The sequence below is a fragment of the Bradyrhizobium agreste genome (assembly GCF_016031625.1).
Classification (GTDB): domain Bacteria; phylum Pseudomonadota; class Alphaproteobacteria; order Rhizobiales; family Xanthobacteraceae; genus Bradyrhizobium; species Bradyrhizobium agreste.
Genome location: NZ_JACCHP010000026.1, coordinates 28042 through 53620 on the forward strand (window position 1 = coordinate 28042; position 25579 = coordinate 53620).

Annotated in this window: 23 protein-coding genes and 1 tRNA gene; 9 read left to right on the forward strand and 15 right to left on the reverse strand. The window is 65.2% G+C overall.

The features are described 5' to 3' along the window. Positions 1–45 precede the first annotated feature (45 nt). From HZZ13_RS30560 to HZZ13_RS30570, 3 genes are read left to right on the forward strand one after another with little or no spacing between them, the layout of a single operon-like run. On the forward strand, positions 46–783 hold the full coding sequence (locus tag HZZ13_RS30560) for a competence/damage-inducible protein A (RefSeq protein ID WP_197948043.1): 738 nt from the start codon (positions 46–48) through the stop codon (positions 781–783). 36 nt (positions 784–819) lie between these two features. Then, complete coding sequence (gene gpt, locus HZZ13_RS30565) at positions 820–1347, forward strand: xanthine phosphoribosyltransferase (RefSeq protein WP_197963204.1); 528 nt, start codon at positions 820–822, stop codon at positions 1345–1347. 23 nt (positions 1348–1370) lie between these two features. Next, positions 1371–2033 (forward strand): hypothetical protein, encoded by a 663-nt coding sequence (locus HZZ13_RS30570; RefSeq protein ID WP_197963205.1) that lies wholly within the window; start codon positions 1371–1373, stop codon positions 2031–2033. 18 nt (positions 2034–2051) lie between these two features. Here the strand turns inward: HZZ13_RS30570 and HZZ13_RS30575 are convergent, their stop codons facing one another. Continuing rightward, complete coding sequence (locus tag HZZ13_RS30575; protein ID WP_197963206.1) at positions 2052–3074, reverse strand: methionine synthase; 1023 nt, start codon at positions 3072–3074, stop codon at positions 2052–2054. Positions 3075–3174: 100 nt separating this feature from the next. Between HZZ13_RS30575 and HZZ13_RS30580 the strand changes: the two genes are divergently transcribed. Further along, entirely contained in the window at positions 3175–3783 is a 609-nt protein-coding gene (locus HZZ13_RS30580) for a 2-hydroxychromene-2-carboxylate isomerase (RefSeq protein ID WP_197963207.1), read from the forward strand. After that, positions 3783–4760 carry an NADPH:quinone oxidoreductase family protein gene (locus HZZ13_RS30585; RefSeq protein WP_197963208.1) on the forward strand — a complete coding sequence of 326 codons (978 nt, stop codon included), beginning with the start codon at positions 3783–3785 and terminating at the stop codon, positions 4758–4760. The genes HZZ13_RS30580 and HZZ13_RS30585 overlap by 1 nt, the downstream gene beginning before the upstream one ends. A 116-nt stretch (positions 4761–4876) precedes the next feature. Here the strand turns inward: HZZ13_RS30585 and HZZ13_RS30590 are convergent, their stop codons facing one another. The 8 genes from HZZ13_RS30590 to HZZ13_RS30625 all read right to left on the reverse strand — a co-directional run bounded on the left by HZZ13_RS30590 (position 4877) and on the right by HZZ13_RS30625 (position 15442). Beyond that, the gene (locus tag HZZ13_RS30590; protein ID WP_197963209.1) at positions 4877–5767 is read right to left on the reverse strand and encodes a crotonase/enoyl-CoA hydratase family protein; all 891 of its coding nucleotides are present in this window, start codon (positions 5765–5767) and stop codon (positions 4877–4879) included. A 301-nt stretch (positions 5768–6068) separates the two neighbouring features. Further along, the gene (locus HZZ13_RS30595) at positions 6069–7490 is read right to left on the reverse strand and encodes an amidase (RefSeq protein WP_197963210.1); all 1422 of its coding nucleotides are present in this window, start codon (positions 7488–7490) and stop codon (positions 6069–6071) included. A 1-nt stretch (position 7491) separates the two neighbouring features. Next, positions 7492–8655 (reverse strand): M20 aminoacylase family protein, encoded by a 1164-nt coding sequence (locus HZZ13_RS30600; protein WP_197963211.1) that lies wholly within the window; start codon positions 8653–8655, stop codon positions 7492–7494. Between the two features lie 11 nt (positions 8656–8666). After that, on the reverse strand, positions 8667–10172 hold the full coding sequence (locus HZZ13_RS30605; protein ID WP_197963212.1) for a M81 family metallopeptidase: 1506 nt from the start codon (positions 10170–10172) through the stop codon (positions 8667–8669). 267 nt (positions 10173–10439) lie between these two features. Then, positions 10440–12089, reverse strand: a complete 1650-nt coding sequence (locus HZZ13_RS30610; protein WP_197963213.1) for an ABC transporter ATP-binding protein — start codon at positions 12087–12089, stop codon at positions 10440–10442. A gap of 153 nt (positions 12090–12242) precedes the next feature. After that, positions 12243–13130, reverse strand: a complete 888-nt coding sequence (locus HZZ13_RS30615; protein WP_197963214.1) for an ABC transporter permease — start codon at positions 13128–13130, stop codon at positions 12243–12245. Positions 13131–13148: 18 nt separating this feature from the next. Beyond that, positions 13149–14090, reverse strand: a complete 942-nt coding sequence (locus tag HZZ13_RS30620; RefSeq protein ID WP_197963215.1) for an ABC transporter permease — start codon at positions 14088–14090, stop codon at positions 13149–13151. A 221-nt stretch (positions 14091–14311) separates the two neighbouring features. Next, on the reverse strand, positions 14312–15442 hold the full coding sequence (locus HZZ13_RS30625) for a M20/M25/M40 family metallo-hydrolase (RefSeq protein WP_197963216.1): 1131 nt from the start codon (positions 15440–15442) through the stop codon (positions 14312–14314). Positions 15443–15710: 268 nt separating this feature from the next. Here HZZ13_RS30625 and HZZ13_RS30630 point away from each other — a divergent pair, with 268 nt between their 5' ends. After that, positions 15711–17321, forward strand: a complete 1611-nt coding sequence (locus HZZ13_RS30630; protein WP_197963217.1) for an ABC transporter substrate-binding protein — start codon at positions 15711–15713, stop codon at positions 17319–17321. Positions 17322–17530: 209 nt separating this feature from the next. Beyond that, positions 17531–19120, forward strand: coding sequence for a glycosyltransferase family 39 protein (locus tag HZZ13_RS30635; RefSeq protein ID WP_376707088.1), 1590 nt, complete (start codon positions 17531–17533; stop codon positions 19118–19120). A gap of 108 nt (positions 19121–19228) precedes the next feature. Here the strand turns inward: HZZ13_RS30635 and HZZ13_RS30640 are convergent, their stop codons facing one another. Further along, on the reverse strand, positions 19229–19369 hold the full coding sequence (locus HZZ13_RS30640; protein WP_197963219.1) for a hypothetical protein: 141 nt from the start codon (positions 19367–19369) through the stop codon (positions 19229–19231). Between the two features lie 54 nt (positions 19370–19423). After that, positions 19424–20623, reverse strand: a complete 1200-nt coding sequence (locus HZZ13_RS30645) for a multidrug effflux MFS transporter (RefSeq protein ID WP_246504614.1) — start codon at positions 20621–20623, stop codon at positions 19424–19426. A 385-nt stretch (positions 20624–21008) separates the two neighbouring features. Here HZZ13_RS30645 and HZZ13_RS30650 point away from each other — a divergent pair, with 385 nt between their 5' ends. After that, the gene (locus HZZ13_RS30650; RefSeq protein WP_197963361.1) at positions 21009–22310 is read left to right on the forward strand and encodes a hypothetical protein; all 1302 of its coding nucleotides are present in this window, start codon (positions 21009–21011) and stop codon (positions 22308–22310) included. A 153-nt stretch (positions 22311–22463) separates the two neighbouring features. Here HZZ13_RS30650 and HZZ13_RS37695 read toward each other — a convergent pair whose 3' ends face one another. The 3 genes from HZZ13_RS37695 to HZZ13_RS30665 form a co-directional block, all read right to left on the reverse strand. Further along, the gene (locus tag HZZ13_RS37695; RefSeq protein ID WP_376707086.1) at positions 22464–22718 is read right to left on the reverse strand and encodes a Fic family protein; all 255 of its coding nucleotides are present in this window, start codon (positions 22716–22718) and stop codon (positions 22464–22466) included. Between the two features lie 335 nt (positions 22719–23053). Further along, a complete protein-coding gene (locus tag HZZ13_RS30660; RefSeq protein WP_197963221.1) occupies positions 23054–23254 on the reverse strand; it encodes a hypothetical protein in 201 nt (66 codons plus the stop codon). A gap of 303 nt (positions 23255–23557) precedes the next feature. Further along, a tRNA-Leu gene (locus HZZ13_RS30665) sits at positions 23558–23646 on the reverse strand. A 273-nt stretch (positions 23647–23919) separates the two neighbouring features. Between HZZ13_RS30665 and HZZ13_RS30670 the strand changes: the two genes are divergently transcribed. Continuing rightward, positions 23920–24342, forward strand: coding sequence for a twin-arginine translocation pathway signal (locus HZZ13_RS30670; protein WP_197963222.1), 423 nt, complete (start codon positions 23920–23922; stop codon positions 24340–24342). A gap of 25 nt (positions 24343–24367) precedes the next feature. Here HZZ13_RS30670 and HZZ13_RS30675 read toward each other — a convergent pair whose 3' ends face one another. Beyond that, entirely contained in the window at positions 24368–25570 is a 1203-nt protein-coding gene (locus tag HZZ13_RS30675) for an FAD-dependent monooxygenase (RefSeq protein ID WP_197963223.1), read from the reverse strand. Positions 25571–25579: the final 9 nt, after the last annotated feature.

Sequence of the window (25579 nt, forward strand, 5' to 3'; positions counted from 1 at the left end):
GCGTTACCTCGGCAAAGTCGGCGTCACTGGTGAGGGACTTAAGGCATGAGCGAGATCGTCACGGCGGGCATTCTGGTCATTGGAGACGAAATCCTGTCCGGCCGGACCAAAGACAAGAATATCGGCTTCATCGCCGAATACCTGACCAATATCGGCATCGACCTGAAGGAGGTCCGCATCGTCTCCGACGACGAGCCCGACATCATCGCCGCGTTGGATGCATTGCGGCATCGCTACACGTACGTCTTCACCACGGGCGGCATCGGGCCGACCCATGACGACATCACCGCCGATAGCGTCGCCAAGGCGTTCGGCGTCGGCATCGACCACCACCCGGAGGTGGTCGCCCGCTTCCGCGAGCGCTGGAGCGAGCAAGACCTCAACGAGGCTCGCCTGCGCATGGCTCGCATCCCCGACGGTGCCGAGCTGATTCAGAGCGCGACCATCCTCGCGCCCGGCTTCAAGATCGGCAATGTCATCGTGATGGCCGGCGTGCCCTCGATCATGCAGGCGATGATGGACATCGTCGCCCCCAAGCTGAAGTCGGGCGTACGCATGCTGTCCGAGTCGGTTCGCGCCAATGCGCGCGAGGGCGACATCGGCGGCCCCTTAAGGGCGATCGCAGCTGCCCATCCCGACACCATCATCGGCAGCTATCCCTTCATGGACGAGGAGCAGAAGCCCAACACCAACCTGGTGGTGCGCTCGCGCGATCCGGAGAAGCTCGCGGCGGCAATGGGCGCGGTGAAGGAAATGCTGGCGGGATTGAACGTCAACCGCTAGCAGGGAATTGCCGGACGAGATTGCAGGAGAAAGGCGATGGCTGGTGAAGCACCGGAACTGAATGCGCAGGAGAAGGCCGGCAAGGCGTTCCCGGTGTCCTGGGACCAGTTCCACCGGGATTGCCGGGCGCTGACCTGGCGGCTCAACGAGGTCGGCCCGTTCCATGCGGTGATCGCGATCACCCGCGGCGGCCTGGTGCCGGCCGCGATCGTGGCGCGCGAGTTGGGGGTGCGCGTGATCGATACGGTCTGCATCGCCAGCTATGACCACACCAAGCAGGGCGAGCTCCAGGTCCTCAAGGGCATTTCGGACGCGACCATGAAGCTCGGCGGCGGCACCGGCAAGGGCCTGTTGATCGTCGACGATCTCGTCGACACCGGCAAGACCGGCAGGATGGTGCGCAAGATGCTGCCTGATGCACATTTCGCCACCGTCTACGCCAAGCCGATGGGACGTCCGCTGGTCGACACTTTCATTACCGAGGTGTCGCAGGACACCTGGATCTTCTTCCCCTGGGACACCGCGCTGTCCTACCACCCGCCACTGCGCGACGGCGCGGCGTGACCAGAGCGAATGGCGAGCAGCGAATGGCGAGTAGCACCGTCCCCACTCGCCATTCGCCATTCGCCACTCGCCCTCTCCAAAACCGCGTCACCCCCACCGGCGAGATCATCGCCACGCCGCATCGCGGCCTGTTCACCGGCAATCGCGGCATCATCCACGATCCCGCGACGAAGACGCTGTTGAAGAAGCGCTGGTCGACGCCGGCCTGGATCACATGCCTGTGCGAATTCCGCGGCTGGCGGCGGCCGGTGATGGCGCGGCGGAGCTGGACCGAGCTGTTCTTCCTCGACGAGGCGACGGCCTTCGCGGCAGGACACCGGCCCTGCTTCTTTTGCCGGCGCGAGGACGCCAAACGATTTCGCGCGGCGTGGGAGAAGGGCAATGGTGTGAGCGAAGTCAGCGCGAAGGCGATGGATGCCGTTTTGCATCGGCAGCGCCTCGATCGCGGCCGCAAGCAATTGCACCCGCTCCCGATGCCGCTGGCGGACCTGCCCGACGGCGCGATGGTGCAGCAGGGCGAAGACAGCTTTCTGGTGATGCAGGGACAGGCGCTGCTGTGGTCGCCGGCGGGCTACGCGTCGCATGCACGCCTGGTCGATCAGGCGATGTTGCTGACGCCACCTTCCACGCTGCGCGCCATCATGGCCGGCTATCGGCCCGTGCTGCATCCGACGGCGTCGGGCTGAAGTACCGACGCCTCGTGATCACCCCAGTCTCTCGCGCGCCAGCGCCGCCCCCGCGCCGAGCGCCATCAGCTTGGCTTCGGCGATCTCGCGCCGCATCGGCGCCATGCCGCAATTGGTGGTGGCGATGATGTTGCTCTTCGGCACGAATTGCGACACCGCCTCGATCACCTTCACGACGTCCTCGGCGGTCTCGACCGTGTCGCTGGCGACGTCGATGACTCCGGCCTGCACGATCTTGTTCTTGAGCAGCGCGAGCAGGTCGAGCGGCACCTTGGAATTGCGGCACTCGATCGCGACCTGCTGGATCGGGCTCGCGTCGATGGCCGGGAAGATCTGCTCGTATTGCCGCCATTGGCTGCCGAGCGTCTCCTTCCAGTCGGTGTTGGCCTTGATGCCGTAGCCGTAGCAGATGTGCACGGCGGTGGCGCAGCTGAGGCCCTGCGCGGCGCGCTCGAGCGCCTTGATGCCCCAATCGTTCACCTCGTCCATGTAGACGTTGAAGGCGGGCTCGTCGAACTGCACGAGATCGACGCCGTCGGCCTGCAAGGCCTTGGCTTCCTCGTTCAAGAGCTCGGCAAAGGCAAAGGCCATCTTCACCCGATCGCCATAATAGCGGTCGGCAATGGTGTCGATGATGGTCATCGGGCCGGGCAGCGTGAATTTCAGCTGCTTCTTGGTGTGCGTGCGCGCGACGCGCGCCTCGAAGTCGTGGACGCGGCCCTTCAGCCGGAGTGGGGCGACCACCTGCGGCACCATTGCCTTGTAGCGGTCTTTCCGGATTCCCATCTCGACCTTGTGGGCGAAATCGATGCCCTCGATCTTCTCCAGGAAGCCGTGCACGAAATGCTGCCGCGCCTGCTCGCCCTCGGTAACGATGTCGATGCCGGCGTCCTCCTGGATCTTCAGCCAGATCAGCGTCGCATCGCGCTTGGCGCGGGCAAGCTCGTCGCCTCCGGACTTCCAGGGCGCCCAGAGCATGTTGGGCTCGGCGAGCCATTCCGGCTTCGGCAAGGAGCCGGCGATCGTGGTTGGAAACAGCATGGCGGCCCTCCCGGCTGGTTGTTGCCCCCCTTCCTGCCATGACTTAACGTCGAGGTACAGAACAACGAAAGTCGCCATAACCCCGGCGGATGGAAACCCCATGATCGAATTCTTCTTCGACTGTTCCAGCCCGTGGACTTATCTCGCCTTCCACAACATCCAGCCGCTGGCGAAAGAGCTCGGCGCCGACATCACCTGGCGTCCGATCCTGGTCGGCGGCATCTTCAATACGGTCAATCCGAGCGTCTACGCCCAGCGCGAGAAGCCGGTGCCGCTGAAGGCGCGCTACATGAAGAAGGACCTCGCCGACTGGGCGCGCTCGGCGGGCCTTGCCATCAAGATGCCGCCGACGGTGTTTCCGGTGAACAGCGTCAAGGCGATGCGCGGCTGCGTCTGGCTCGGTCAGGACATGGTGCCGTTTGCGAGATCAGTGTTCGAGACCTATTGGGGCGAGGACAAGGATATCTCGCAGGATGCGGTGCTCGCGGAGATCTGCAGGAAAGTCGGCATCGACGAGCAGAAGTTCTTCGCCGGCATTGCCGAACAGGGCATCAAGGACCAGCTCAAGGCCAATACCGAGGAGGTCATCGCGCGCGGCGGCTTCGGTTCGCCGACGATCTTCGTGAACAAGACCGACATGTATTTCGGCAATGACCGCCTGCCGCTGATCCGCGAAGCGCTCTTGCGCAGCAAGGCGAGCGCAGCCTGATGGTGCGCGCCGTCGTCTGCCGCGAACTCGGCGCGCCCGAACGTTTGCGTCTGGAAGAGTTTCCGCCCCGCGCGCTGAAGCCGGGCGAGGTCCGCGTCGCGATCCGCGCCGCCGGGCTGAACTTTCCCGACGTGCTGATGGCCGCCGGCGAATACCAGCTCAAGCCGGAGCTGCCGTTCACGCCGGGTGTGGAAGCTGCCGGCGACGTCACCGAGGTCGGGCCGGAGGCAACGGGCGTTGCGGTTGGCGACAAGGTCATCGTCAAGATGCGCTTTGGTGCCTTCACCGATGAAGCGGTGGTGATGCCGTCGCAGCTCACCCCAAAACCGTCCACGTTCGACTATGCGGAGGCCGCGACCTATCTCGCCGGCCACGGCACCGCCTATCACGCCTTAATCGATCGCGGCCGGGTCGAACCGGGCGAGGTGCTGCTGGTCCACGGCGCCGGCGGCGGCGTCGGCCTTGCCGCGGTCGAGATCGGCAAGATGCTGGGTGCGACCGTGATCGCGACCGCCTCCAGCGACGAGAAGCTGGCGATCGCGAAATCGCGTGGCGCCGATCATCTCATCCGCTACGACCGCGAGCCGTTTCGCGATGCCGTCAAGCGCATCACTGACGGCCGCGGCGCCGACGTCGTGTTCGACCCCGTCGGTGGCCAGGTCTTCGAAGATTCGATGCGCTGCATAGCCTGGGGCGCGCGGCTTTTGGTGATCGGCTTCACCGGCGGCATCGGCTCGGCCAGGACCAATCTCCTGCTGATCAAGGGCGCCAGCGTGCTCGGCGTGCGCGCCGGCGAAGCGGTGCGCAGGAATCCTGCGCTCGGCGAGGTCCGCCTGAAAGCGCTCGTGCAATGGGCGGAGGAGGGCAAGCTGCGCCCCAACGTCTCGCACCGCCTACCGCTGGAGGATTACGCCAAGGCGATGCGGCTGCTGATCGATCGCAAGGCGATCGGACGCGTGGCACTGGTGATGGATTAGTTTCTACCGCCGTCATTCCGGGGCGATGCGGAGCATCGAACCCGGAATCTCGAGATTCTCAGGTGCGCAAGCGCGCACCATAGTTCTCGCTACGCGAGCCCCGGAATGACCATAGGCTATTTATACTCCCGCTCCGTCCACCACGGGAAATAGTCCGGCATGTCCGTCGAGACCTTGTTCTTGAACTGCGCCGGACGCTTCTCCAGGAACGCCACCACGCCTTCCTTGACGTCGTCGGAGCGGCCGCGGGCATAGATGCCGCGGCTGTCGACCTTGTGGGCTTCCATGGGATCGTCGGCGCCCATCATGCGCCACATCATCTGGCGGATCAGCGCCACCGACACCGGCGCCGTCTTGGCGCAAAACTCTTTCGCCAGCGCACGTGCGGTCGGCAGCAGATCGTCCGGCGGGACCACCTTGCTGACGAGACGGCCGGCGAGCGCTTCCTGGGCCGGGAAGACGCGGCCCGAATAGCACCATTCCAGCGCCTGCGAGATGCCGACGATGCGCGGCAGGAACCAGCTCGAGGCCGCCTCGGGCACGATGCCGCGCTGGGAGAACACGAAGCCGAAGCGCGCGGCCTCCGAGGCGATGCGGATGTCCATCGCGAGCTGCATGGTGACGCCGATGCCGACCGCCGGGCCGTTCACCGCGGCGATCACGGGCTTGAGGCACTTGAAGATGCGCAAGGTCACCTGGCCGCCGCCGTCGCGCACCTGCGGGTCGCTGTAGTCGACCTTGCCGTCGGGGAGGCGCTTCACCGGCCCGCGCCGCGCGTCGCGGTCGAACGTGTCGGCGCCGGAGGAGAGGTCGGCGCCCGCGCAAAAGCCGCGGCCGGCGCCGGTGACGATGATAGCGCGGACATTGTCGTCCTTGTCGGCGGCGTCGAACGCGTCGATCAGTTCGGCTTGCATCTGCGCGTTGAAGGCGTTGAGCTTGTCGGGCCGGTTCAGCGTGATGGTGAGGATCTGATCGGCGATCTCGTACTTGATCGTCTCATACGCCATGGTGGTTTCCTTCCTTTGTTTTTCGCTGCACAGATGGGCAGGCTTGAGTTTTCCTTACCCTCCCCTGGAGGGGGAGGGTCGATCGCGCGAAGCGCGAGCGGGGTGGGGTGATCTCTCCCCTCGGGCAGTGTCGGATGTGGAGAGACCGTCACCCCACCCCGTCTCACATTTTCGCTGCGCTCCATGTGAGCCGACCCTCCCCCTCCAGGGGAGGGTAAGCAAGAGGCTCCGAATGCTGCCTGTCCCAAATCATCCAGGCTTGCGCCTAAAGGGCGCTCTGCCCCGGATGACGAGAGCGTTGCTACTTCGCCGGTGGTTTCGGCCAGGGCCGCTGCGGGCCGCGCAGGCCTTCAAACGCCTTGGCCATGCCGAGCACGCCGATGTCGTCGAAGCGGCGGCCGACGATCTGCACGCCGATGGGAAAACCCTTGGCGTCGAAGCCGCCGTTGAGGGAGATCGCCGGGTTCTCCGACATATTCCACGGCACGGTATAGGCGATGTGCTCGAACGGCCTCATGGGATCGTTGGTCGGCGAGGCCCATTCCGCCGGAAAGTTCACGTTCGGCGCGGTCGGCGAGATCACAAAGTCGAGCTCGCAAAACAGCTTCGCCGCGGCCGCGCGGATCGCCATGGTCTGGTTGAAGCCGCGGATGACATCGACGCCCGAGAGCTTCGCCCCGGACTCGCCCCACTTGAAGATGTAGGGCAGCACCTTGGCCTGCTCGGCCGGCGTCAGCCTGGACAGATCGTCCCACATCCGAGCGCGCCAGAAATTGTCGAGGCCGTCGAGCATTTCGCGGGTGAGAATGCCGTCGATTTCCGTCACGACTGCGCCCGCGGATTCGAACGCCTTGGCAGCCTTCACCGCGACCTCGCGCACCGGTGTCTCCAGCGCCAGGCCGCAGCCGGCATCGAGCATCAGCCCGATGCGCAGCTTTCGCGGGGATTTCTCCAGCCCCCTCCAGTTCAGCGGCTCGGCCGGCAGGCTCATGCCGTCGCGCCGGTCGGGCTTTGCGATCGCGCTCATCATCAGCGCGCAATCGTCGACCGTGCGGGTCATCGGGCCTGCCACGCGGCCGACATAGGTAGGGTCGATGGGCACGCGGCCAAAACTCGGCTTCAGGCCGACGAGGCCACACCAGCCGGCCGGCAGACGAACCGAGCCGCCGATATCGGTGCCGAGATGCAAGGGGCCATAGCCGGCCGCGGCAGCGGCCCCTGCACCCGCGCTGGAGCCGCCCGGGTTCTTGGCCAGGTCCCACGGGTTGCGCGCGAGCGCATGGAACGAGGAGAGCCCGGAGGACAGCATGCCGTAATCGGGCATGGTGGTCTTGGCGAAGATGACTGCACCTGCCTCACGCAGCCGCGCGGCGGGCGGCGCGTCCTTCTCGGCCGGCACGAGCTTGACGCAGGCCGCGCCCAGCGGCACCGGCACGCCCTTGGTCGCGATGTTGTCCTTCACCGTCACGGGCACGCCGTCGAGCGCGCCCGACGGCTCGCCGCCGGTCCAGCGCGCGGTCGAGGCCTTCGCGGCCTCGCGCGCGCCGTCGGGATCGAATGCATAGAGCGCCTTCAGATGCGGTTCCCACGCCGCGACGTGCGCGAGCACGTCCTCCAGCACCTCGCTCGGCGAGAATTGCTTGGCGCGATAGCCCGCGATCAGGTCGACCGCGGACAGATCGTGCAGCGAGGTGACCGCTTCCTCGACGCTCTTTTTATGCATGCTAGCCCACCGGCATGCGCGTTTCGACGATGCGGGCAAACATGCTGGCGCCGATCGGCAGGATCTTGTCGTCGAGCACGAAGCCGGGATTGTGCACGGGCACCGAGCCGTCATGGCCGACCCAGAAATAGGCGCCGGGGATGGTCTGCAGCATGTCGGCGAAATCCTCGCTGCCCATCTTCGGCTGGGTGCGGGTGATCACGTTGGCGGGATCGACGATGGTGCGCGCGACCTCCTCGACCACCTTGGATTGCTCGACCTGGTTGACCAGGACACCGAACGTGTCGCGGATGTCCGCCTCGATCGTGCACTGATACGCGGCCGCGATGCCGGCGCAGATGGTACGAATGCGTTCGGCGATCAGGGCGCGGACTTCGTTCGAGAAGGTGCGGATGGTGCCGCACAGATGCGCATCGCCCGGAATGACGTTGTAGGCGGAGCCGGCATGGATCTGGGTGATCGAGATCACCGCGGCCTGCAGCGGGTCGACGTTGCGGCTGACGATGGTCTGGATCGCCTGCGCCAGCGTCGTTGCGATGACGACCGCATCCTTGGAGCGTTCGGGCATCGCGCCATGCGCGCCATAGCCGGTGATGCGCAGATCGAAGAAGTCGGCGCTGGCCATGGCAGGTCCCGGCAGGATCGCGATCTCGCCATGGTTGAGGTCGGGCGCGTTGTGGAGGCCGTAGAGCTCGTCGCAGGGAAATTTCTCGAACAATCCGTCCTTGATCATGGCGCGGGCGCCGCCGAGGCCTTCCTCGGCCGGCTGGAAGATCAGGTGCACGGTGCCGTCGAAATTCCGGGTCTCGGCGAGATAGCGCGCAGTGCCGAGCAGCATGGTGGTGTGGCCATCATGGCCGCAGCCGTGGAAGCGGCCGGGGATCTTCGAGCTCCATTTCAGATTGGTGTTCTCCTCCATCGGCAGCGCGTCCATGTCGGCGCGCAGGCCAATGCGCTTGCTGCCCGAGCCCTTGCCCTTGATGACGCCGATCACGCCGGTGCCGCCGAGGCCGCGATGCACCTCGATGCCCCAGCTCTTCAGCTTGTCGGCGACGATGCCGGAGGTGCGCACTTCCTCGAAGCCGATCTCGGGATGGGCGTGGAGGTCGCGCCTGATGGCGGTGAGCTCGTCGGCGTAGCCGTCGATGCGGTCGATCGTGGGCATGTGTTCTCCAGTCAGCGTGAGGGAGGCGTGAAAACGGGGCCGTTCGGCTTGATGCGGATGCCCGGCCGCAGACGCGTCCAGGGTAGCGACGCCGTGTCGGCCGGCATCGCGCCGGGGGCGGCGCAGATCATCAGCTTCTCGGCGATCGGCTCGAAATCGGCGCGGAAATGCACCGAGCTCTTGTTGACCAAAATCTTCTGTTCGGTCGGCTCGATGCCGACATAGCGGTACATCGCCTGGTCGGCGAGCTGGGCCTTGTGCGAGGAGACGACGACGCGGACATCGCCGATGCGCAAGGCTGCGGACGGGCCCATCTCCATCTCGCGGCCGCCGTAATAGGGACCGGGCGCGATGAAGCGGCCGTCGGAAAGCTGCTCGACCACGAAAGTCTCGCGATAGGGCTCGTCGCCGGGGATACCGGACTTGCCGCCGAGCGACAGCGTCACGGTGGCGCCGACGCCGGCGGCGTGCGCGGCCCTGGCGGATTCCGGATCGTAGATGGCGCCGGTTGCGGCACTCGCCTTGTTGCGCACCAGCGCGCGCAGCATGCCCGTTGTGTCGGAATCGCCGCCGGCGCCGGGATTGTCCTGGGTATCGGCGATGATGATCGGCTTGCTGGCGCTCCTGGCAAGCTCCATGGCGTGGCGCACGCCATCGTCGGGCGACCAGATCTTGCCGTCGAAATCATCCTCGTGACTTTCGACCAGCTTCAGAAGCGCGTCCGCTGCGCGGTCGGCGTCGTCCTGCGTCCTGCCGTAGGCGAACACGCTCGGGCCGCAGTCGCGGAAATCGGCGGCGGGAAAGCCGGGTGCGAAGGAGAGGGTGGGAACGGCATCGCTCTCCAGGGCGGCGAGCTGTTGGTAGATGCCTTTGGTCGGCTGGTCGTTGGTGCATTGCCAACTGATCGGGATCAGGAACGGCAATTGCCGGAAGGCCTTTGCGAAGCGCTGTTTCGTCTGCAGCAGCAGCGCGAGGTGGCGCGCGCAGGCGCGGCCGGTCTCGGCCATGTCGACATGGGGATAGGTGCGATAGGCGATCAGCGCGTCGGCATGCGCCATCATCTCGGGCGTGACGTTGGCATGGAGATCGAGGCTGGTGACCAGCGGAACATCCTTGCCGATGACGCGGCGCACGCGCGCCAAGATCTCGCCTTCGCCGTCGTCGAGATGCTCGGTCACCATGGCGCCGTGCAGGTCGAGATAGACGGCGTCGATCGGCCCGGCGGCTGCGATGCCGTCGACCATGACCTTCACGATGCGCTCGAAGGCGTCCTCGGTGACGTGCGCGGAGGGGCTCGCAGCGGCAGCAATCGTCGGAATGAGTTCCCAGCCCTGGGCTTCGGCGGCGTCGACGAAGCCGGCAAGCCCGACATTGATGCGCCGCATCACTTTGAGCACGTCGGCGCCTTGCGTCATCGCCGGCCAGCCGCCGCCGTGCTGGAAGTCGGCGAAGGTCGCCTTGGTCGGAGCGAAGGTGTTGGTCTCGTGCAGGAAGCCGCCGACGGCGATGCGTGTCATCAATTCAGGTCCAGCGTTGGAAAGTGCGCGACGTTAGCCTTGGCTCTGAGGAGAGAGCAAGGTGAGAGGCCATCGTGCCGTGCATGGGGTCAAGACGTTTTGGGAATGCTGCGAATGCGGTGGGCGAGAGCGCGCTGTCTCTCTCGCCGTCATTCCGGGGCGCGCCCGCTTGGGCGCGAACCCGGAATCCATTGTGCTCCATAGTCTGTCGTTCGATGGATTCCGGGCTCATCGCTTTGCGATGCCCCGGAATGACAACGGAGAGAGTTACGCCGTGGCCCCCACGCCTTGCGCCACCGCCCGGAAGTTCGCAAAGTCCCAGTTGCGGCCAGGTGCCGCGTCGAGCAGCGCCTTGGTATAGGCCTCCTTCGGATGCGTCAGCACTTCGGCGGCGGGTCCCTGTTCGACGACGCGGCCGTGCTGCATCACCACGACCTGGTCGCAGATCTGGGCTGCGACGCGCAAGTCGTGGGTGATGAACAGGATGGCGATGCCGAGCCGCTTCTGGATTTCGTCGAGCAGCTCCAGCACCTGCGCCTGCACCGAGACGTCGAGGGCGGAGACCGCTTCGTCCGCGACCAGCACGTCCGGATCGAGCGCGAGCGCCCGGGCGATCGCGATGCGCTGGCGTTGGCCGCCGGAGAATTGGTGCGGATAGCGCGACACCGCATCGGCGGGCAGGCCGACCAGCTCGAGCAGCTCGCGCGCCCGCTTCATCGCGTCGCCATGCGCCACGCCGTAATTGACCGGGCCTTCGGCGATGCTCTCGCCGACGGTGACGCGCGGATTGAGCGAGCGGTAGGGATCCTGGAACACGATCTGGATCTTCTGCCGGTGCGGCTGCAGCAGGCGGCGCGAGATGTCGGCGATCTCGCGTCCGGCGAGGCGCACGCCGCCCGAGGTCGGATCGATCAGGCGCACGATGCAGCGCGCCACCGTCGACTTGCCGGAGCCGCTTTCGCCGACGATGCCGAGCGTGCGGCCCTTGCGCAGCGTCAGCGTGACCTTGTCGGCTGCGACGACCTCGCGGCCTTTGCCGAAGAAAGCGCGCTCCTTGTAGACCTTGCTGAGCTCGTTGGCCTCCAGCACCACTGGCTCGCGGGTTTCCTCGCGCGGCGCCCGCGGCACCAGGCTCGGCACCGAGGAGAGCAGGTTGCGGGTGTATTCCATGGTCGGATTGCGCAGCACGGTCTCGAGCGGACCGGTCTCGACCAGGCGGCCTTGCCGCATTACCGCGACGCGATCGGCAATCTCCGCGACCACGCCCATGTCATGCGTGATGAACAGCACGGCGGTGCCGTGATCGCGCTGGAGGTCGCGGATCAGGGTCAGGATCTGCTTCTGCGTGGTGACGTCGAGCGCGGTGGTCGGCTCGTCGGCAATGAGCAGCTTCGGTTCCAGCACCAGCGCCATCGCGATCATGATGCGCTGGCGCTGGCCGCCGGAGAGGCGGTGGGGGTAGGAGGCGAAGATGCGCTCGACCTGGGGCAGGCGCACCTGCTCCATCATGTCGAGGATGCGCTTCTTGCGCGCCTTCGCGTCGAGGCTGGTGTGGGCGCGCAGCACCTCGTCGATCTGGCGGCCGACCGGCACTACCGGATTGAGCGCGGTCATCGGCTCCTGGAAGATCATGGCCATCTTGGTCGCGCGCAGCTGGCGCAGGCGGCGGTCGGTGGCGGTGAGCAGCTCCTCGCCGACCAGCTTGATGCTGCCGCCGGTCGGCACCAGGGTGCCCTTGGGCAACAGCCCCATCGTAGTGAGCGAGGTCACCGACTTGCCGGAGCCGCTCTCGCCGACGAGGCACAGCGTCTCGCGCTCGCGCACCTGGATCGAGATGCCGTCGATAATGTTGGCGCCCTTCGGCTTCTTGCCGATGGAGACGACGAGGTTGTTGATGTCGAGGATGGTGTTGGTCACGTCAATTCTCTCCGCCGTCATTCCGGGGCGCGCGGAGCGCGAACTCCGGTGCGCAATTGCGCACCCGAGAATCCATCGGGCTGCAATGTCGGTGTGAAATGGATTCCGGGCTCGCGCCAAGGGGCGCGCCCCGGAATGACAGTGCTACACGCATCACTTGCCCTCCCGCTGCTTCATGCGCGGATCGAGGGCGTCGCGGGCGGCGTCGCCGATCAGGTTGATGCTGAGGATGGCGATGGAGAGCAACAGGCCCGGCCAGAAGATCAGCGATGGCTTGATCTGGAAGTACTGGCGGCCCTCGGCCATGATGTTGCCCCAGGTCGGCGTCTCCGGCGAGATGCCGGCGCCGAGGAAGGAGAGGATGGCCTCGGTGAGGATCGCGGAGGCGCAGATATAGGTGCCCTGGACGATCAGCGGTGCGATCGTGTTCGGCATCAGATGGCGCCACATGATCTTCGGCAGGCTCGAGCCGACCGAGATCGCGGCCTCGACGTAAGGCTCCTCGCGGGCCGACAGCACGACCGAGCGGACCAGGCGTGCCACGCGCGGAATCTCGGGGATCGTGATGGCGACCAGCACGGTCCAGAGGCTGGCGCCGGAGAGCGACACCACGGCGATCGCGAGCAGGATGCTCGGCATTGCCATCAGGCCGTCCATGACGCGCATCATCACGGAATCGACCAGCTTGAAGAAGCCGGAGACGAGGCCGATCGCAAGGCCGATGGCGATCGACAGGATCGCCGAGCCGATGCCGATCAAGAGCGAGACGCGGCCGCCATAGATCACGCGCGACAGTAGGTCGCGCCCGTAGGCGTCGGTGCCGAGCAGGAATTGCGCCGAGGACGGCTTCAACCGCTGCGACGGCGCGAGCTGGACCGGATCGTGCGGCGCGATCAGCGGCGCCAGGATCGAGATCAGCACGATCAGGGCGAGCAGGCACGTCGCAGTGGCGATGATCGGCGTCGAGGTGAGGAATCCGAATCGCGGCCGCAGCGGCGACGTGATCGGAATGGAGGACTGGGGAAGGGTATCGACCGACATTTTGTTCTTGTCCTTGCCTCAGTACCGGATCCGGGGATCGAGCAGGGTGTAGGCGACGTCGATGAGAAGATTGACGACGACGTAGATCAGCGAGGTCAGCAGGATCATCGCCTGGATCACCGGATAATCGCGCGCCAGCACCGCATCGACCGTGAGACGCCCGATGCCGGGGATGTTGAACACGCTCTCGGTGACGACGACGCCGGAGATCAAGAGCGCAAAGCCGGTGCCGATCACGGTGATCACGGGCACGGCAGCGTTGCGCAACGCATGGCGCATCATCACCGCAACCTCGTTGATGCCCTTTGCGCGCGCCGTTCGCACGTAGTCTTCGCCGAGCACGTCGAGCATCGCCGCACGCGTCATGCGCGCGATCAGTGCGATGTAGATGAAGGAGAGCGCGCAGGTCGGCAGGATCATGCGCTCGAAGAACGGACCGAAGCCGTTGAAGATGCTCCGGAAGCCCTGGACCGGCACCCAGCGCAGTTCGATCGCGAAGACCTGGATGAGGAGATAGCCGACCACGAATACCGGCATCGAGAAGCCGAGCACGGACAGACCCATCACGAAACGGTCGATCCAGGTGCCGTGCTTCCACGCCGCGATCACGCCCAAGGGAACTGCGACGATGACGGCGAGGACGATGGTGCACAGCGCGATCGAGATCGAGGGCTCGACGCGCTGGCCGATCATCTTGATCACCGGCAGGTTGGAGATCAGCGACGTTCCGAGGTCGCCGTGCAGCAGCTTGTTCACCCAGGTGATGAACTGCACGACCAGCGGCTCGTTGAGACCGAGCGATTCGCGGATGCGCTCCAGCCGTTCCGGGGTCGCGTTGTCGCCGGCGAGGATCGCGGCGGGATCGCCGGGAGTGAGGCGGAGCAGGAGGAACACGAACAGCGCGACCACGCCCATCACGGGCACGGCGGCGAGAATTCGGCGAAGGAGATATCCGAGCAAGATGGATCCGTCTGATTAGAGTCAAATCGGCGGCAGCCGCGAGAGGTCAGTTCTGCCACCAGCCTAACATTTCAGCAATTCCCGTGCCATGAGGGCCTTGTCCCCAACATGGTCGTCATGCCCGGGCTTGACCCGGGCATCCACGCCTTTCTTCGCTCCAGCTCGTCGGCAAGGCGTGGATGGCCGGGTCAAGCCCGGCCATGACGGCGGTGTTCCTGCCGTCACTCCAGCGTCGCCAGCAGCCCCGCCATCAGCCGACCACGCTCAACGAGACTTTCGACTTCGATATACTCCTCCAGCGTGTGGACGTTGCCGCCGCGCACGCCGAGGCCGTCGAGCGTCGGGATTCCCATCGCGCCGGTGAAGTTGCCGTCGGAGCCGCCGCCGGAGCTTGCATGCGGTAATTCCATGCCAAGAGATTTGGCGATGCCGCGCGCCTTCTCATACAGCGCCATGGTGCCGGCATCCGGCTCCCAGACCGGCCGCGTCACGCCGCGCGTGACCTTGAAGGTGACATCGTTGCTGGTGCCCGACAGCGCCAGCATCCGTTCGACACCGCGATCCAGGTCGGCCTGGCGCTTGGCCATCGACAGCGCTTCGCCAGTCGCCGTGGTGGCGACGCAATTGACCCATTGTCCGCCGTGGACGACGCCGACCGAGAAGGTGCAGTCCTCGGTTGTCATGGCGTCGATCGCGAGAATTTGCCGTGCCATCTCGCGGATTGCCGAGCGTCCCGCCGACAGCGTGGCGCCGGCGTGGCTCGGCCGTCCCGTCGCTTCGAGGTTGAAGCGCGCGATGGCGTAACGTCCGGTGGTGACGCCATTGTCGGCGCGGCCGGGCTCCGGCACCAGCACGTATTTGTTGCGCGCGGCCTCCGCCTCGATGATGTCGCGCGTCGAGGGCGTGCCCACTTCCTCGTCCGGCGTGAACAGCACGGTGATCGGCAGCGGCGTGGTGAAGGATGCGCGCGCCAGCTGCCGGATCGCTTCCAGCGAGAGATAATTGCCGCCCTTCATGTCGTAGATGCCGGGGCCGTAGCACTTGTTGCCCTCGCGCCGCCATTTCAGCTTCTCGATGGTGCCGACTGGGTGGACGGTGTCCATGTGTCCGGCGATCAGGATGCCCGGCTCGCCGTGCTTGGGATGCGGAAAGCGCGCGCGGATCACGCCGCCGAACCCCTGGCGGCCGGCGATGCGTTCGATCGTCGCACCCATGATGGCCATATCGCGCGCCGCGATATCGAGCATGCGGTCCACGGCGGCCGCGTCCCAGGTCGGGCTTTCGCATTCGACCCAGCCGCGCAGGCCCTCGAGCATTGCCTCGGAATCAAAGGGGAGATTGGCAGGATTCATCTCAATGTCTCTCGAGCTTGGAAAGATGGAACGCGCATTGCATCGGCGCGGGCAGGACAAGTGGAGGTGTTGTAGAGCCAAATCGATCGCAGTGGAGCCCGTGCATGCGCCGCAAGGGCCTGCACCGAAACCGGATTGACGCGCTCGGCACTGTCTGCAAGTCTCGAAAAGATAAAGGCATTGCATGAGGTTAGTTCGCCCAAGGAACGAACCGGATGCTCAACCAATAATCTGCCTTTGAACAGTTTCACGTCAGGAGAAACTATCCATGTTCAACTTCTTGCGCCGGGGGCCACGCGCGTTCGCCTCCAAACTTGCGCTGTCGGTCGTCGCGCTGTCCACGGCGATGGCCGGGCCGGTGCTTGCCGCCGGCAAGACCCTCACGGCGGTGATGCATTCGGACTTGCGCATCATCGACCCGATCTTCACCACCGCCTACATCACGCGCGACCACGGTTACATGGTCTACGACACGCTGGTGGCTCCGGATTCGAACTTCAAGATCCAGCCGCAGATGGCGGACTGGAAGATCTCCGACGACAAGCTCACCTACACCTTCACGCTGCGCGACGGCCTGAAGTGGCATGACGGCGCGCCCGTGACGGCGGAAGATTGCGTCGCTTCGCTGAAGCGCTGGGCCGCAGTCGACGGCATGGGCCAGAAGCTGATGGACTTCACCGCCAGCATCGAGGCGACCGACGCCAAGACCATCACGCTGAAGCTGAAGGAGCCCTACGGCCTCGTCCTCGATTCCATCGGCAAGCCGTCCTCGCGCGTGGCCTTCATGATGCCGAAGCGCCTTGCGGAGACGCCGGCGGACAAGCAGATTCCCGAGCAGATCGGCTCGGGCCCCTTCAAGTTCGTGCAGGGCGAATTCCAGCCCGGCGTGAAGGCGGTCTACGTCAAGAACACCGATTACGTTCCGCGCAAGGAGCCGGCGAGCTGGACCTCGGGCGGCAAGGTGGCGAAGGTCGACCGCGTCGAGTGGATCACCATGCCGGACTCGCAGACCGCGGTGAACGCGCTGCAGTCGGGCGACATCGACTTCATGGAAAACCTTCCCTACGACATGCTGCCGGTGCTGGAAGCGAACAAGGAGCTCAAGATCGAGGTCCTGAACAAGTTCGGCTACCAGACCCTCGGCCGGATGAACTTCCTCCATCCGCCCTTCGACAACGTGAAAGTGCGGCGTGCCGCCTTGCTGGCGATGAACCAGAAGGACGTGCTCGATGCGCTGGTCGGCAACGCGAAGTATCAGAAGATCTGCGGCGCGTTCTTCATTTGCGATACGCCCTTCGCGACCGAGGTCGGCGCCGATACTCTGGTGAAGGGCAACGGCATGGCGGAAGCCAAGAAGGCGCTCGCCGAGTCCGGCTATGACGGCACGCCGATCGTGATCATGGCCCCCGGCGATGTCACGACGCTGAAGGCGCAGCCGATCGTCGCGGCCCAGCTGCTGCGTGAGGCCGGCTTCAAGGTCGACCTGCAGGCGACCGACTGGCAGACCGTGGTGAGCCGCCGCGCCAGCCAGAAGCCGCCGAAGGAGGGCGGCTGGAACATGTTCTTCACCAACTGGGTCGCGCCCGACGTGTCCAACCCGATCGCCAACCTCTCGATCGGCGGTCAGGGCAAGAAGGGCGGCTGGTTCGGCTGGGCCGAGGATCCCAAGATCGAGCAGCTCAAGGACGCGTTCGTGCGCGCCTCCACGCTCGACGAGCAGAAGAAGATCGCCGCAGATATTCAGAAGGAAGCCTATGAGCAGGTGATCTACATCCCGCTCGGGCAGTACCTCCTGCCGAGCGGCTGGCGCAAATCGCTGACTGGCGTGCTCGACGGTCCGGCGACGCCGCTGTTCTGGAACGTCGACAAGTCGGAATAGCCAGAGACATCCTTCGCGACCTCGGACAACAAGGGAGGCGCCGCTGATCAGCGGCGCCTCTGTCCTTTCGGCGAACGCGGTGCTTTAACCCTTCCAATCTGCAATTGTTGCTATTTGTTTCAATCCTGAAATAGATGTGTCGTCCGCGCGCATCTTTTTTCCGTTCTCAAATCCGATTTCCCGTGCCGATCGATTTTGCACTCCAGGCGATGGCCGAACGGTCCGATCGCGCATCGGCGCGTTGGCGTCGGCCTTTCCTGCGCTGGCTCGACGGTGTCGAGGCGGGCTGGGCCGTGCCGCTTCTCATCGCCTGCTTCGTCGTGATCTGGACGATCTATCTGGCGATCGCCTATGCGGGCGGCGGTCTGCACCCCGATACGCTCGAGGCCTGGACCTTGGGCCGGCATTTCGCCTGGGGCTATCACAAGCATCCGCCCTTGAGCGGCTGGATTGCCGCCGCTTGGACCTCCGTTTTCCCGCTCAGCGACTGGTCGCTGCAATTGATGGCGATGGCCAATGCCGGGCTTGCATTGGTCTTCGTCGACCGTATCGCGCGGCAATTCGTGGCCGGGCACAAGCGCGTCCTCGTGCTCCTGCTCCTGATGCTGACGCCGGCCTATCAATTTCACGCCCAGCGCTTCAATGCCAATTCGGTGCTGCTGGCGACCTGGCCGCTGGCGACCTGGTGCTTCCTGCGCGCATTCGAGACGCGCGCCTGGCCCTGGGCGATCGCGGCGGGATGCACGAGCGCGCTGGCAATGGTCGGCAAATATTACTCGATCTTCCTCGTCGCGAGCTTCGCCTTGGCCGCGCTGGCGCACCCGGCGCGGCGCGCTTATCTCAGCTCCGCGTCGCCATGGATATCGGTGGTCGTGGGGCTCGCGGCGCTGTCGCCCCACATCCATTGGCTCGCGACCACGGGCGCGTCGACCTTCACCTACGCGCTGGCGTACGCCAACGGCAACCTTTCAACCTCGGTCGACGAGGTGAGACACTTTCTGCTCGGGCTGGCCGCGGCGATGAGCATATCTGCCGTGATCTGGCTGCTCATCGCTGGATCGCGCCTGCGGCGGTTTCCGGCCGACTTCGCGGCCATGAGCCCGGGCCTGCGGCTTCTGTTCTACGTTGCGATCGGCACGATCGTGCTGCCGGTGCTGACGTCGCTTGTGATGGGCACCGATCTGCCGTCGCTGTGGGCGTTGCAGGGCTTGTTCCTGTTCGCCGTTCTCGTGGTCTGCGGCACGAGCTATCCGATCGAGCGCTTCCACACGGTGAACGTCACGATGATCGTGGCAGGCGCTGCACTCGCCGCCGTCCTGGTGGCGGCGCCGATCCATGCCATCTACCGCAACAATCACGGCTATGAAGAGGGTCGCAATTTTTACGTACAGGCGGCCAACGAATTGACGCGGCACTGGCGCGAGGTGACCGGCGAGCCGCTGAGCGCGGTCAGCGGCGACGATGCGCTCGCCTTTGCGACGGCGTTCTACAGCCCCGACCATCCCCATTACGCGCGGCCGTTCGCGCATCAATGCACCTGGGGCCTGCCGCGCAGGACGACGCTGGACCGCGGCTGGGCCGCACTCTGTTTCCGCGGGCAGGAGTACTGCAGTCGCTGGCTGGATGGGGTGTCCGCCCGTGGCGGACATTTCGTCAGGCGCGAGTTCACCGTGCAGGCCTCGCTATGGGGCCGGCCTGGCGTGTCTCGCGAGGTGATCGTGCTGATGGCCCTGCCGCAAGCAAGACCGGCGACAAGCGCGGCGGACGATTTCAGCGCCAGCCGGCGAGGAACCGAATAGACAGAGCATGATCCGGAAAAGTGCGTAGCGGTTTTCCGATAAGATCATGCTCAAACAATAAGCCAAAGCGCGATGGCGATTCATCCTAATCGCATCGCGCTTTGGTGCTCAGCAATGGCTGTCGCGCACCTGCTCGAGCCCCTCGCTCGCGAGAGGCGCTGTGAACGGGACCTGCTCGGCGCGCGGTACGGACGGTTCCGGATTTTGAAGCTCGGCCTCGGCGTGGTCTTCGCGATGTTCCCGTTCCATTGCAGCATCCTCTGGAATTGCTGCAGGACAACATCGAGGCTGCCTACTGGTTCCTCAGATGGGACGATGCTGCGGCTTGAACAGCCGTCCCTTCTCGACCACCAGCACGATCGCGAGCGCGGCGAGGGTGGACAGGAAGAAGCCGATCGAGAACGGCAGCAGCGTGCCGTCGAAGCTCTGCCCGATCGCCATGCCGACCACGATCCCGATCAGCGTGGTAATCGAGCCGTAGAGCGAGGAGGCGGTGCCGGCGATGTGTCCCTGCGGCTCCATTGCGAGCGCGGTGAAGTTGGCGACCATCATGCCGAACGAGAACATCATCAGCGCGGAGAGCACCATGAACAAGGCGAGCGGCAGCACGCCGAGGCTTTCCGTCAGCAGCATCACGCCGGCCACGGCCGTGTAGAGCGTGAGCGCGCCGTGCGAGATCACGCGCATGCCGAGCCGCCCGACCAGCCGCGCATTGAGGAAGCCGGCAATGGCGGTGCCGGCGGCGATCGCGGCGAAAGCGAGCGGGAAGTAATGGCCGAGATGATAGATGCCGGTGAAGACCTGCTGGGCGCAGAAGACATAGGCGAACAGCGCGCCGATGACGCTGCCGGCCGCCGTCGCATAGCCGATGGTCTGGCGATGGGTCACGGTCTGCAGGAAAGCCGAGAGCACGTCGGCGGGCGCCAGCGATCGGCGCTCGGACTGCGGAAGCGTTTCGGGCAGGCGCAGCACGCACCATGCGAGGGCGAGCAGGCCGTACAGCATCAGCACGACGAAGATGCCGCGCCACGCCGTCACCAGCAGCACCGCTTGTCCGAACGAGGGGGCGACCACGGGCACCGCGATGAACACCATCATGGCCAGCGACATCACGCTCGCCATGCGGCGGCCGAAATAGCAGTCGCGCACGATCGAGGTCGCGATCACGCGCGTTGCCGCGGTGCCGAGCCCCTGGAGCGCACGCGCCAGCAGCAGCGTCTCGAACGAGGGTGCGGCGACCGCCAGAACGCTCGCCACCGCATAGACCGCCATGCCGCCGAGCAGCACCGGCCGGCGCCCGAAACGGTCCGACAGTGGCCCCATCACGAACTGGCCGGCGCCGAAGCCGATCAGGAAGGTCGATAACACCAGCTGCAGATGGTTCTCGACCGGAATCTTGAAGGCGGCGCCGATATTGGGCAGCGCCGGCAGCATAATGTCCATCGCGAGCGGATTCAGCGCCATGATGGACGCGATCACGATGACGAATTCCGGAAAACCCATCGGGCGGTGTCCCGAGGACACCCAAGAGTCGGCATTGACGTCGGACAAGAAGCTTACCCCTGCAATCGAGCGACTTATCTAGCCTCGATGCTGCGTCGCACAACCCATGTTTCGGGATGGCTGGCAGGCGGGGCGGGAGCGGTCAAAAACGGGTGAGGGCCCGTCGCCGGCCTGATGGTCATCCTCGACCGCATCGCCGCGCATGTCGAAGCGCTTTCCGAAACTGCGCCACCGGAGGGGGCCGGCAACCGGGGATTCACCATAAGATCGGGCACAGCACGCCGGGGAGATGAATCGGCAACACGTCCTGTCCATTGTGGCCGGACCAGCTGCCGCAACGGCGCTGGGAGAATCCAGGCCAAGCAGAGTATCGCCCGTGTCCGACATGTCCGGTGCTGCACGATGGTCGGCGCCTCCGGCCAAGGCTGGCAGGCGCAACGTCTGGCTTGCCGGCGTGGTCGCGCTGACGGCGCTGCTGGTGCTCGGCAATCTCGCCAACGATGCCTCGCTCGACCTGCCATATGGCTGGGACGTCCGGGTCAACTGCGCGGCGGTCGATGCGCATGCCGACGGGCTCGATCCCTACTTCGTCAAGAACCTGAAGGGCACCAATTATTCCTATCCCTATCTGCCGGTGACGCTGGATTTTTTCCGTCCCCTCTGCGCGGGCGGCGTTCTGCTCGATCATTACAGAAGCATCTTTCTCGTCCTCGCCGTGCTCTGCGGGTTGCTTCTGCCCGGCCTTGGCCGAACGCCTGCGAGCGCGCGCGATGCTGGCTTGAAGGTGCTCTGCGCGCTCGGCGCGTTCGTCGGTTTCGAATTCGTGGTGGCGTCGGGGAATTTTGCGCTGCTGAGCGGTGTGCTGACCGCGATCGCGCTGAAGCTCCTGCTACGTCCGCTCGCGTCCGAACGAGATTCGCGCTTTTCCTTGCGCCTCGCCGGCGCTGCGCTGCTCGGCCTCGTGACCTCGTTCAAGCTGGTGTTCGTCCCGGTGCTGGCGGCGCTCTATTTCCTGCCGCTGCCGCGCGGCCGCAAGCTGGCCTTGATCGCGGCGGCAGCGTTCGCCTTCGCGTTGCCGCTCGCGCTGTCGCGGCTGCTGTATCCGGATCTGTTCGCGAGCTGGCTGCTCGCGATCGCGGGACAGATTCCCGGCCAGCATGCCGTCGGTCTCGTGGAGACCAATCCGTCGCTGTTGCTGCTGGCGCGCAACCTCATGGTTCAGGCCGGCTTCGGTAACGGCAAGCCAGCGATGCTGGCGGCCTATGCGCTTGCGGCACTCGCGCTCGTGCTCGTGCCGTTCGCGCTGTCCGTCCTGCGGCTGGCCGCGAACGGACCGGTGCGGGGAGGGGCATCGCTCCTGACGGAGCTCGATCGCTGGCTGATGGATCACCCCTGCACGGCCATGCGCATCACGGTGCTTGCCATGTTTGCGCTCTATCTCAGCTCGCCGCGTCTGAAGGAATATGCCTTCTTCGAGCTCGCGCTCTATGCCGCGATCCTCATCGTCGATCTTCCGCCCCTGGCGCTCGCCGCCAGTCTCGGCATCGGCCTCGCCTTTCCGGCGCTGATCTCGCTTCTGGGCGCGCCGATCGAGGGCACCTTCATCCTCCTCGTCAGCGCGCTGGTCTGCTTCTGGATCGTGCTGCTCGATTTCCGCGCCGAGCCGGAGCGACTCGAGCAGGGATGATTCATGCGATCTGGTGCGGGCAGCCGGGGTCGAACCGGCGCAGCGCTTGCGCACCGAGAGATTGCGGGGCCACGAGTTACAGTTTCGCCGTCAGCAGACGGCGTTTACGTCCGACAACCAAGACAACATTCCCTTTCGAGCTTGATGTAAAAGTTAGCCGGTTTTGTTCTCGACAAGGCCCTGAATCACGCCCGCAAGAGGCGCTTCGTCGCCATCGAAAGCAGCGATCATTGCATTGAGAAAGGCGTAGGGATCAAGGTCCTCAAGATCAATTGGATGCCCAGCTCGGTCCGCCAGCAGCAGGAAGAACGACAGCTGTGTGCGACCGTTGCCTTCGCGGAATGCGTGGATGACGTTGAGTTCGGATAAGAAATGGGCCGCCCTTTTCTGCAAATGCCTCCGGCTCAAGGCCGGCCAGAAATTTGTCCTTCTTCAGCTGTGCGAACAATAGCTTCGCCTGGTTTTCGATGTTCTCGGGAAAGCAGAACGGGTTTCCGCCTTTTGACATGCGAACGGTCCGAATCCTGCCAGCCCAGTCGTACACATCCTGGAAAAGGTGTTCGTGCACTGCCTTGAAATGCGTGAAATCGAGGTTGCCGGCCGGAAGTTCCTCATCGGCTCGGACATCGCTTACTTCCGCTTCAAAGGAATGAAGCTCCTCAGGGTCTCTGAGATCGAGCTTGTTCTTTAAAACTGTCGTGCCGGGATAGCAGTAATCGTCAGCGACGGCGTCGTACATCAGGCTAGGTCTTGCGGTAGGCCTTGATGATGGCCTCCCGACGCTCTTCGGGCGTGCGTGCCTTGCTCGCCGTGATTGCAGAGCTGCCCTTCATCTTCGCCGAATAGACGATGCCCTCCACGGAGCTGATCTTCCTGAAGCGTGCGCTGCCGATCACAAAACCGGAGGCCTTGCTCTTCTGGGAGGATGATTTCTTGGTTGTCATACGTAAACCATAGCACAGATCAGGCCGACTCGCACGAGCATTGGACATCAATGCGAAGCGGCAGTAGCTCTTTGTCATATTGGCAAGGAAGTGGTGCGGGCGACTCGGACTCCAACCGGTGTGGGGAATCCGCAACGGATTTTCTTACCAGCCACGGCTCTCGCCGCCGCCAACACTCAATTGATTGGAGCATCTATCGCTGAAAGGCGCACGCGGCCCCGGATCGCCAGGTGCTTGGGCCCGATCTTTCGCTGCGCGCCTGACCAGCACCTCCATGCTCCAGTCGCTCAGCGCCGGAAAAGATGGTGCGGGCAGCCGGGGTCGAACCGGCACAGCGCTTGCGCACCGAGGGATTTTAAGTCCCTTGCGTCTACCAATTCCGCCATGCCCGCTTGATCCAACGAGATCAAACACTTAAGTCCGTTCCGGCGGTGTGGAATTGGCGCATTCGCCGCCGGAGGGACGGTTCTTCCTTAAGCGAGCCGGGGGCACAAGGCAAAGCCTCAATCCGGACATCTGTTGCTGCTTTAGAGCATGATCCGGAAAAGTGTGTCGCGGTTTTCCGAAAAGATCATGCTCAAACAATAAACTAAAGCGCGATCACGATTCATCTTAATCGCATCGCGCTTTAGGCATTCTCAATCCACGGGGGCTATTCATCCGGCATGGCTGCTTCGTTTTCCTCTTCGCTGCGCGGCGTTGGCGCGCTGTTCGCGCTGCTTGCGGCTGGCCTCGCGCTGTCCGGCTGCGCCAGCGTGAGCGAGACGATCGCACCGGCCTTCGCCGATCCCGCCAAATACGAATTGTACGACTGCAAGCAGTTGGAGGCCGAGCGCAAGAACCTTGCCAATCGCACCGCCGATTTGCAGAGATTGATGGACAAGGCGCAGACCGGGGCCGGCGGCGCCGTCGTGTCCGAGCTCGCTTATCGCAACGACTATGTCGCCGTGCGCGGGCAGGCCCAATTGGCCGAGGACGCCTGGCGCCGCAACAGGTGCCGGGAGACGCCGCCTGAGGCGCCGCCGCCGCCGGCATCACCCGCGGCCAGCGCCAAATCCGCAGCGAAATCCGGCAAAGCCGCCCGCTGAGGCATCCTGCCGGCGGCGCTTCGCATCAGGGCCGCCAGTTGTAGATCCAGTCCTGTCGCGCCAGCATGCGCTCCGGGCCGAGCGCACGGATCGCAAGATCGCGTGCCAGCGCGAGCGGTCCGTTGAAGTGATAGATGCGGCCCTGCTGCCGCGCGGTCCGCTGCACCCGCCGCACCCGCGCTTGGCGGGCGCGGCCGTACTGCGTCAGCGCGGCGGCAACCTCGTTGCTGCTCTCGGCGGCCTCGAGACTCAAATGCCGGGCGAGCACGGCGGCATCCTCGATCGCCATGCCGGCGCCTTGCGCTGCGAACGGTAGCATGGCGTGCACGGCATCGCCGAGCAGCGCCACCGAACCCTTGCTCCAGGGGCATCCTTCGGGCACGCCGAACAGCGCCCATTTGCGCCAGCTGTCGACCGCCGCGAGCAGCATCCGCGCCGCCGGCGGCCAGCGTGGGCCGGCAAAGGCGTCCATCACCTCGCGGGCATCGCCGGGCGTGCTCCAGCCCGGCCGGTTCCAGGTGCCCGGCAGTACCGCGACCACGTTGGTCTGGCGTCCGCCTGCGATCGGATAGGCGACCAGATGGGCATTCGGTCCCATCCAGAGCTGCACCCGGCGCGCGGTGTAGTCCTTCGGCAATTGCGTGGCATCGAGCGTGCCGCGCCAGGCGATCAGGCCGGAAAAGCGCGGCTGCACCTCGGGAAACAGATGCTGGCGCACCGTCGACCAGATGCCGTCGGCGCCGATCAGCGCGCTGGCGAGATCGCTGCGGCGGATCGTGCCGCTGCGATGGACCACCGTCAGGCCCTTGGCGTGAGGCGCGACGTCCTCGAAGGTCGCGCCCAGCTTCAGGTCGATGTCGGGATCGTCGGCGACGGCGCCGGCGAGGGCCGATTGCAGGTCGGCACGGTGCACGACCCAATAGGGCGCCCCGGCCCGCGCGGATGCGGCTTCACCGAGCGGCATGCGCAGCAGTTCCCCGCCGGCCCGCGCGCTCATGATCGAGAGTGCTTCCGGGGTGACAGCGCGCAGCTTGAGGCGTTCGGTGAGGCCGAGCTCGACCAGCACCCGGCTGGCGTTGGGGGAGAGCTGCAGGCCGGCGCCGACTTCCTCGAGGCGTTCGGCCTTTTCCAATACGACGATGCGGAAGCCGCGGGCGGCGAGCGCGAGCGCGGCCGTCAGTCCACCGATGCCGGCACCGGCAATGACGATCGTTCGGGGGAGCGCCACCTCTGCCTG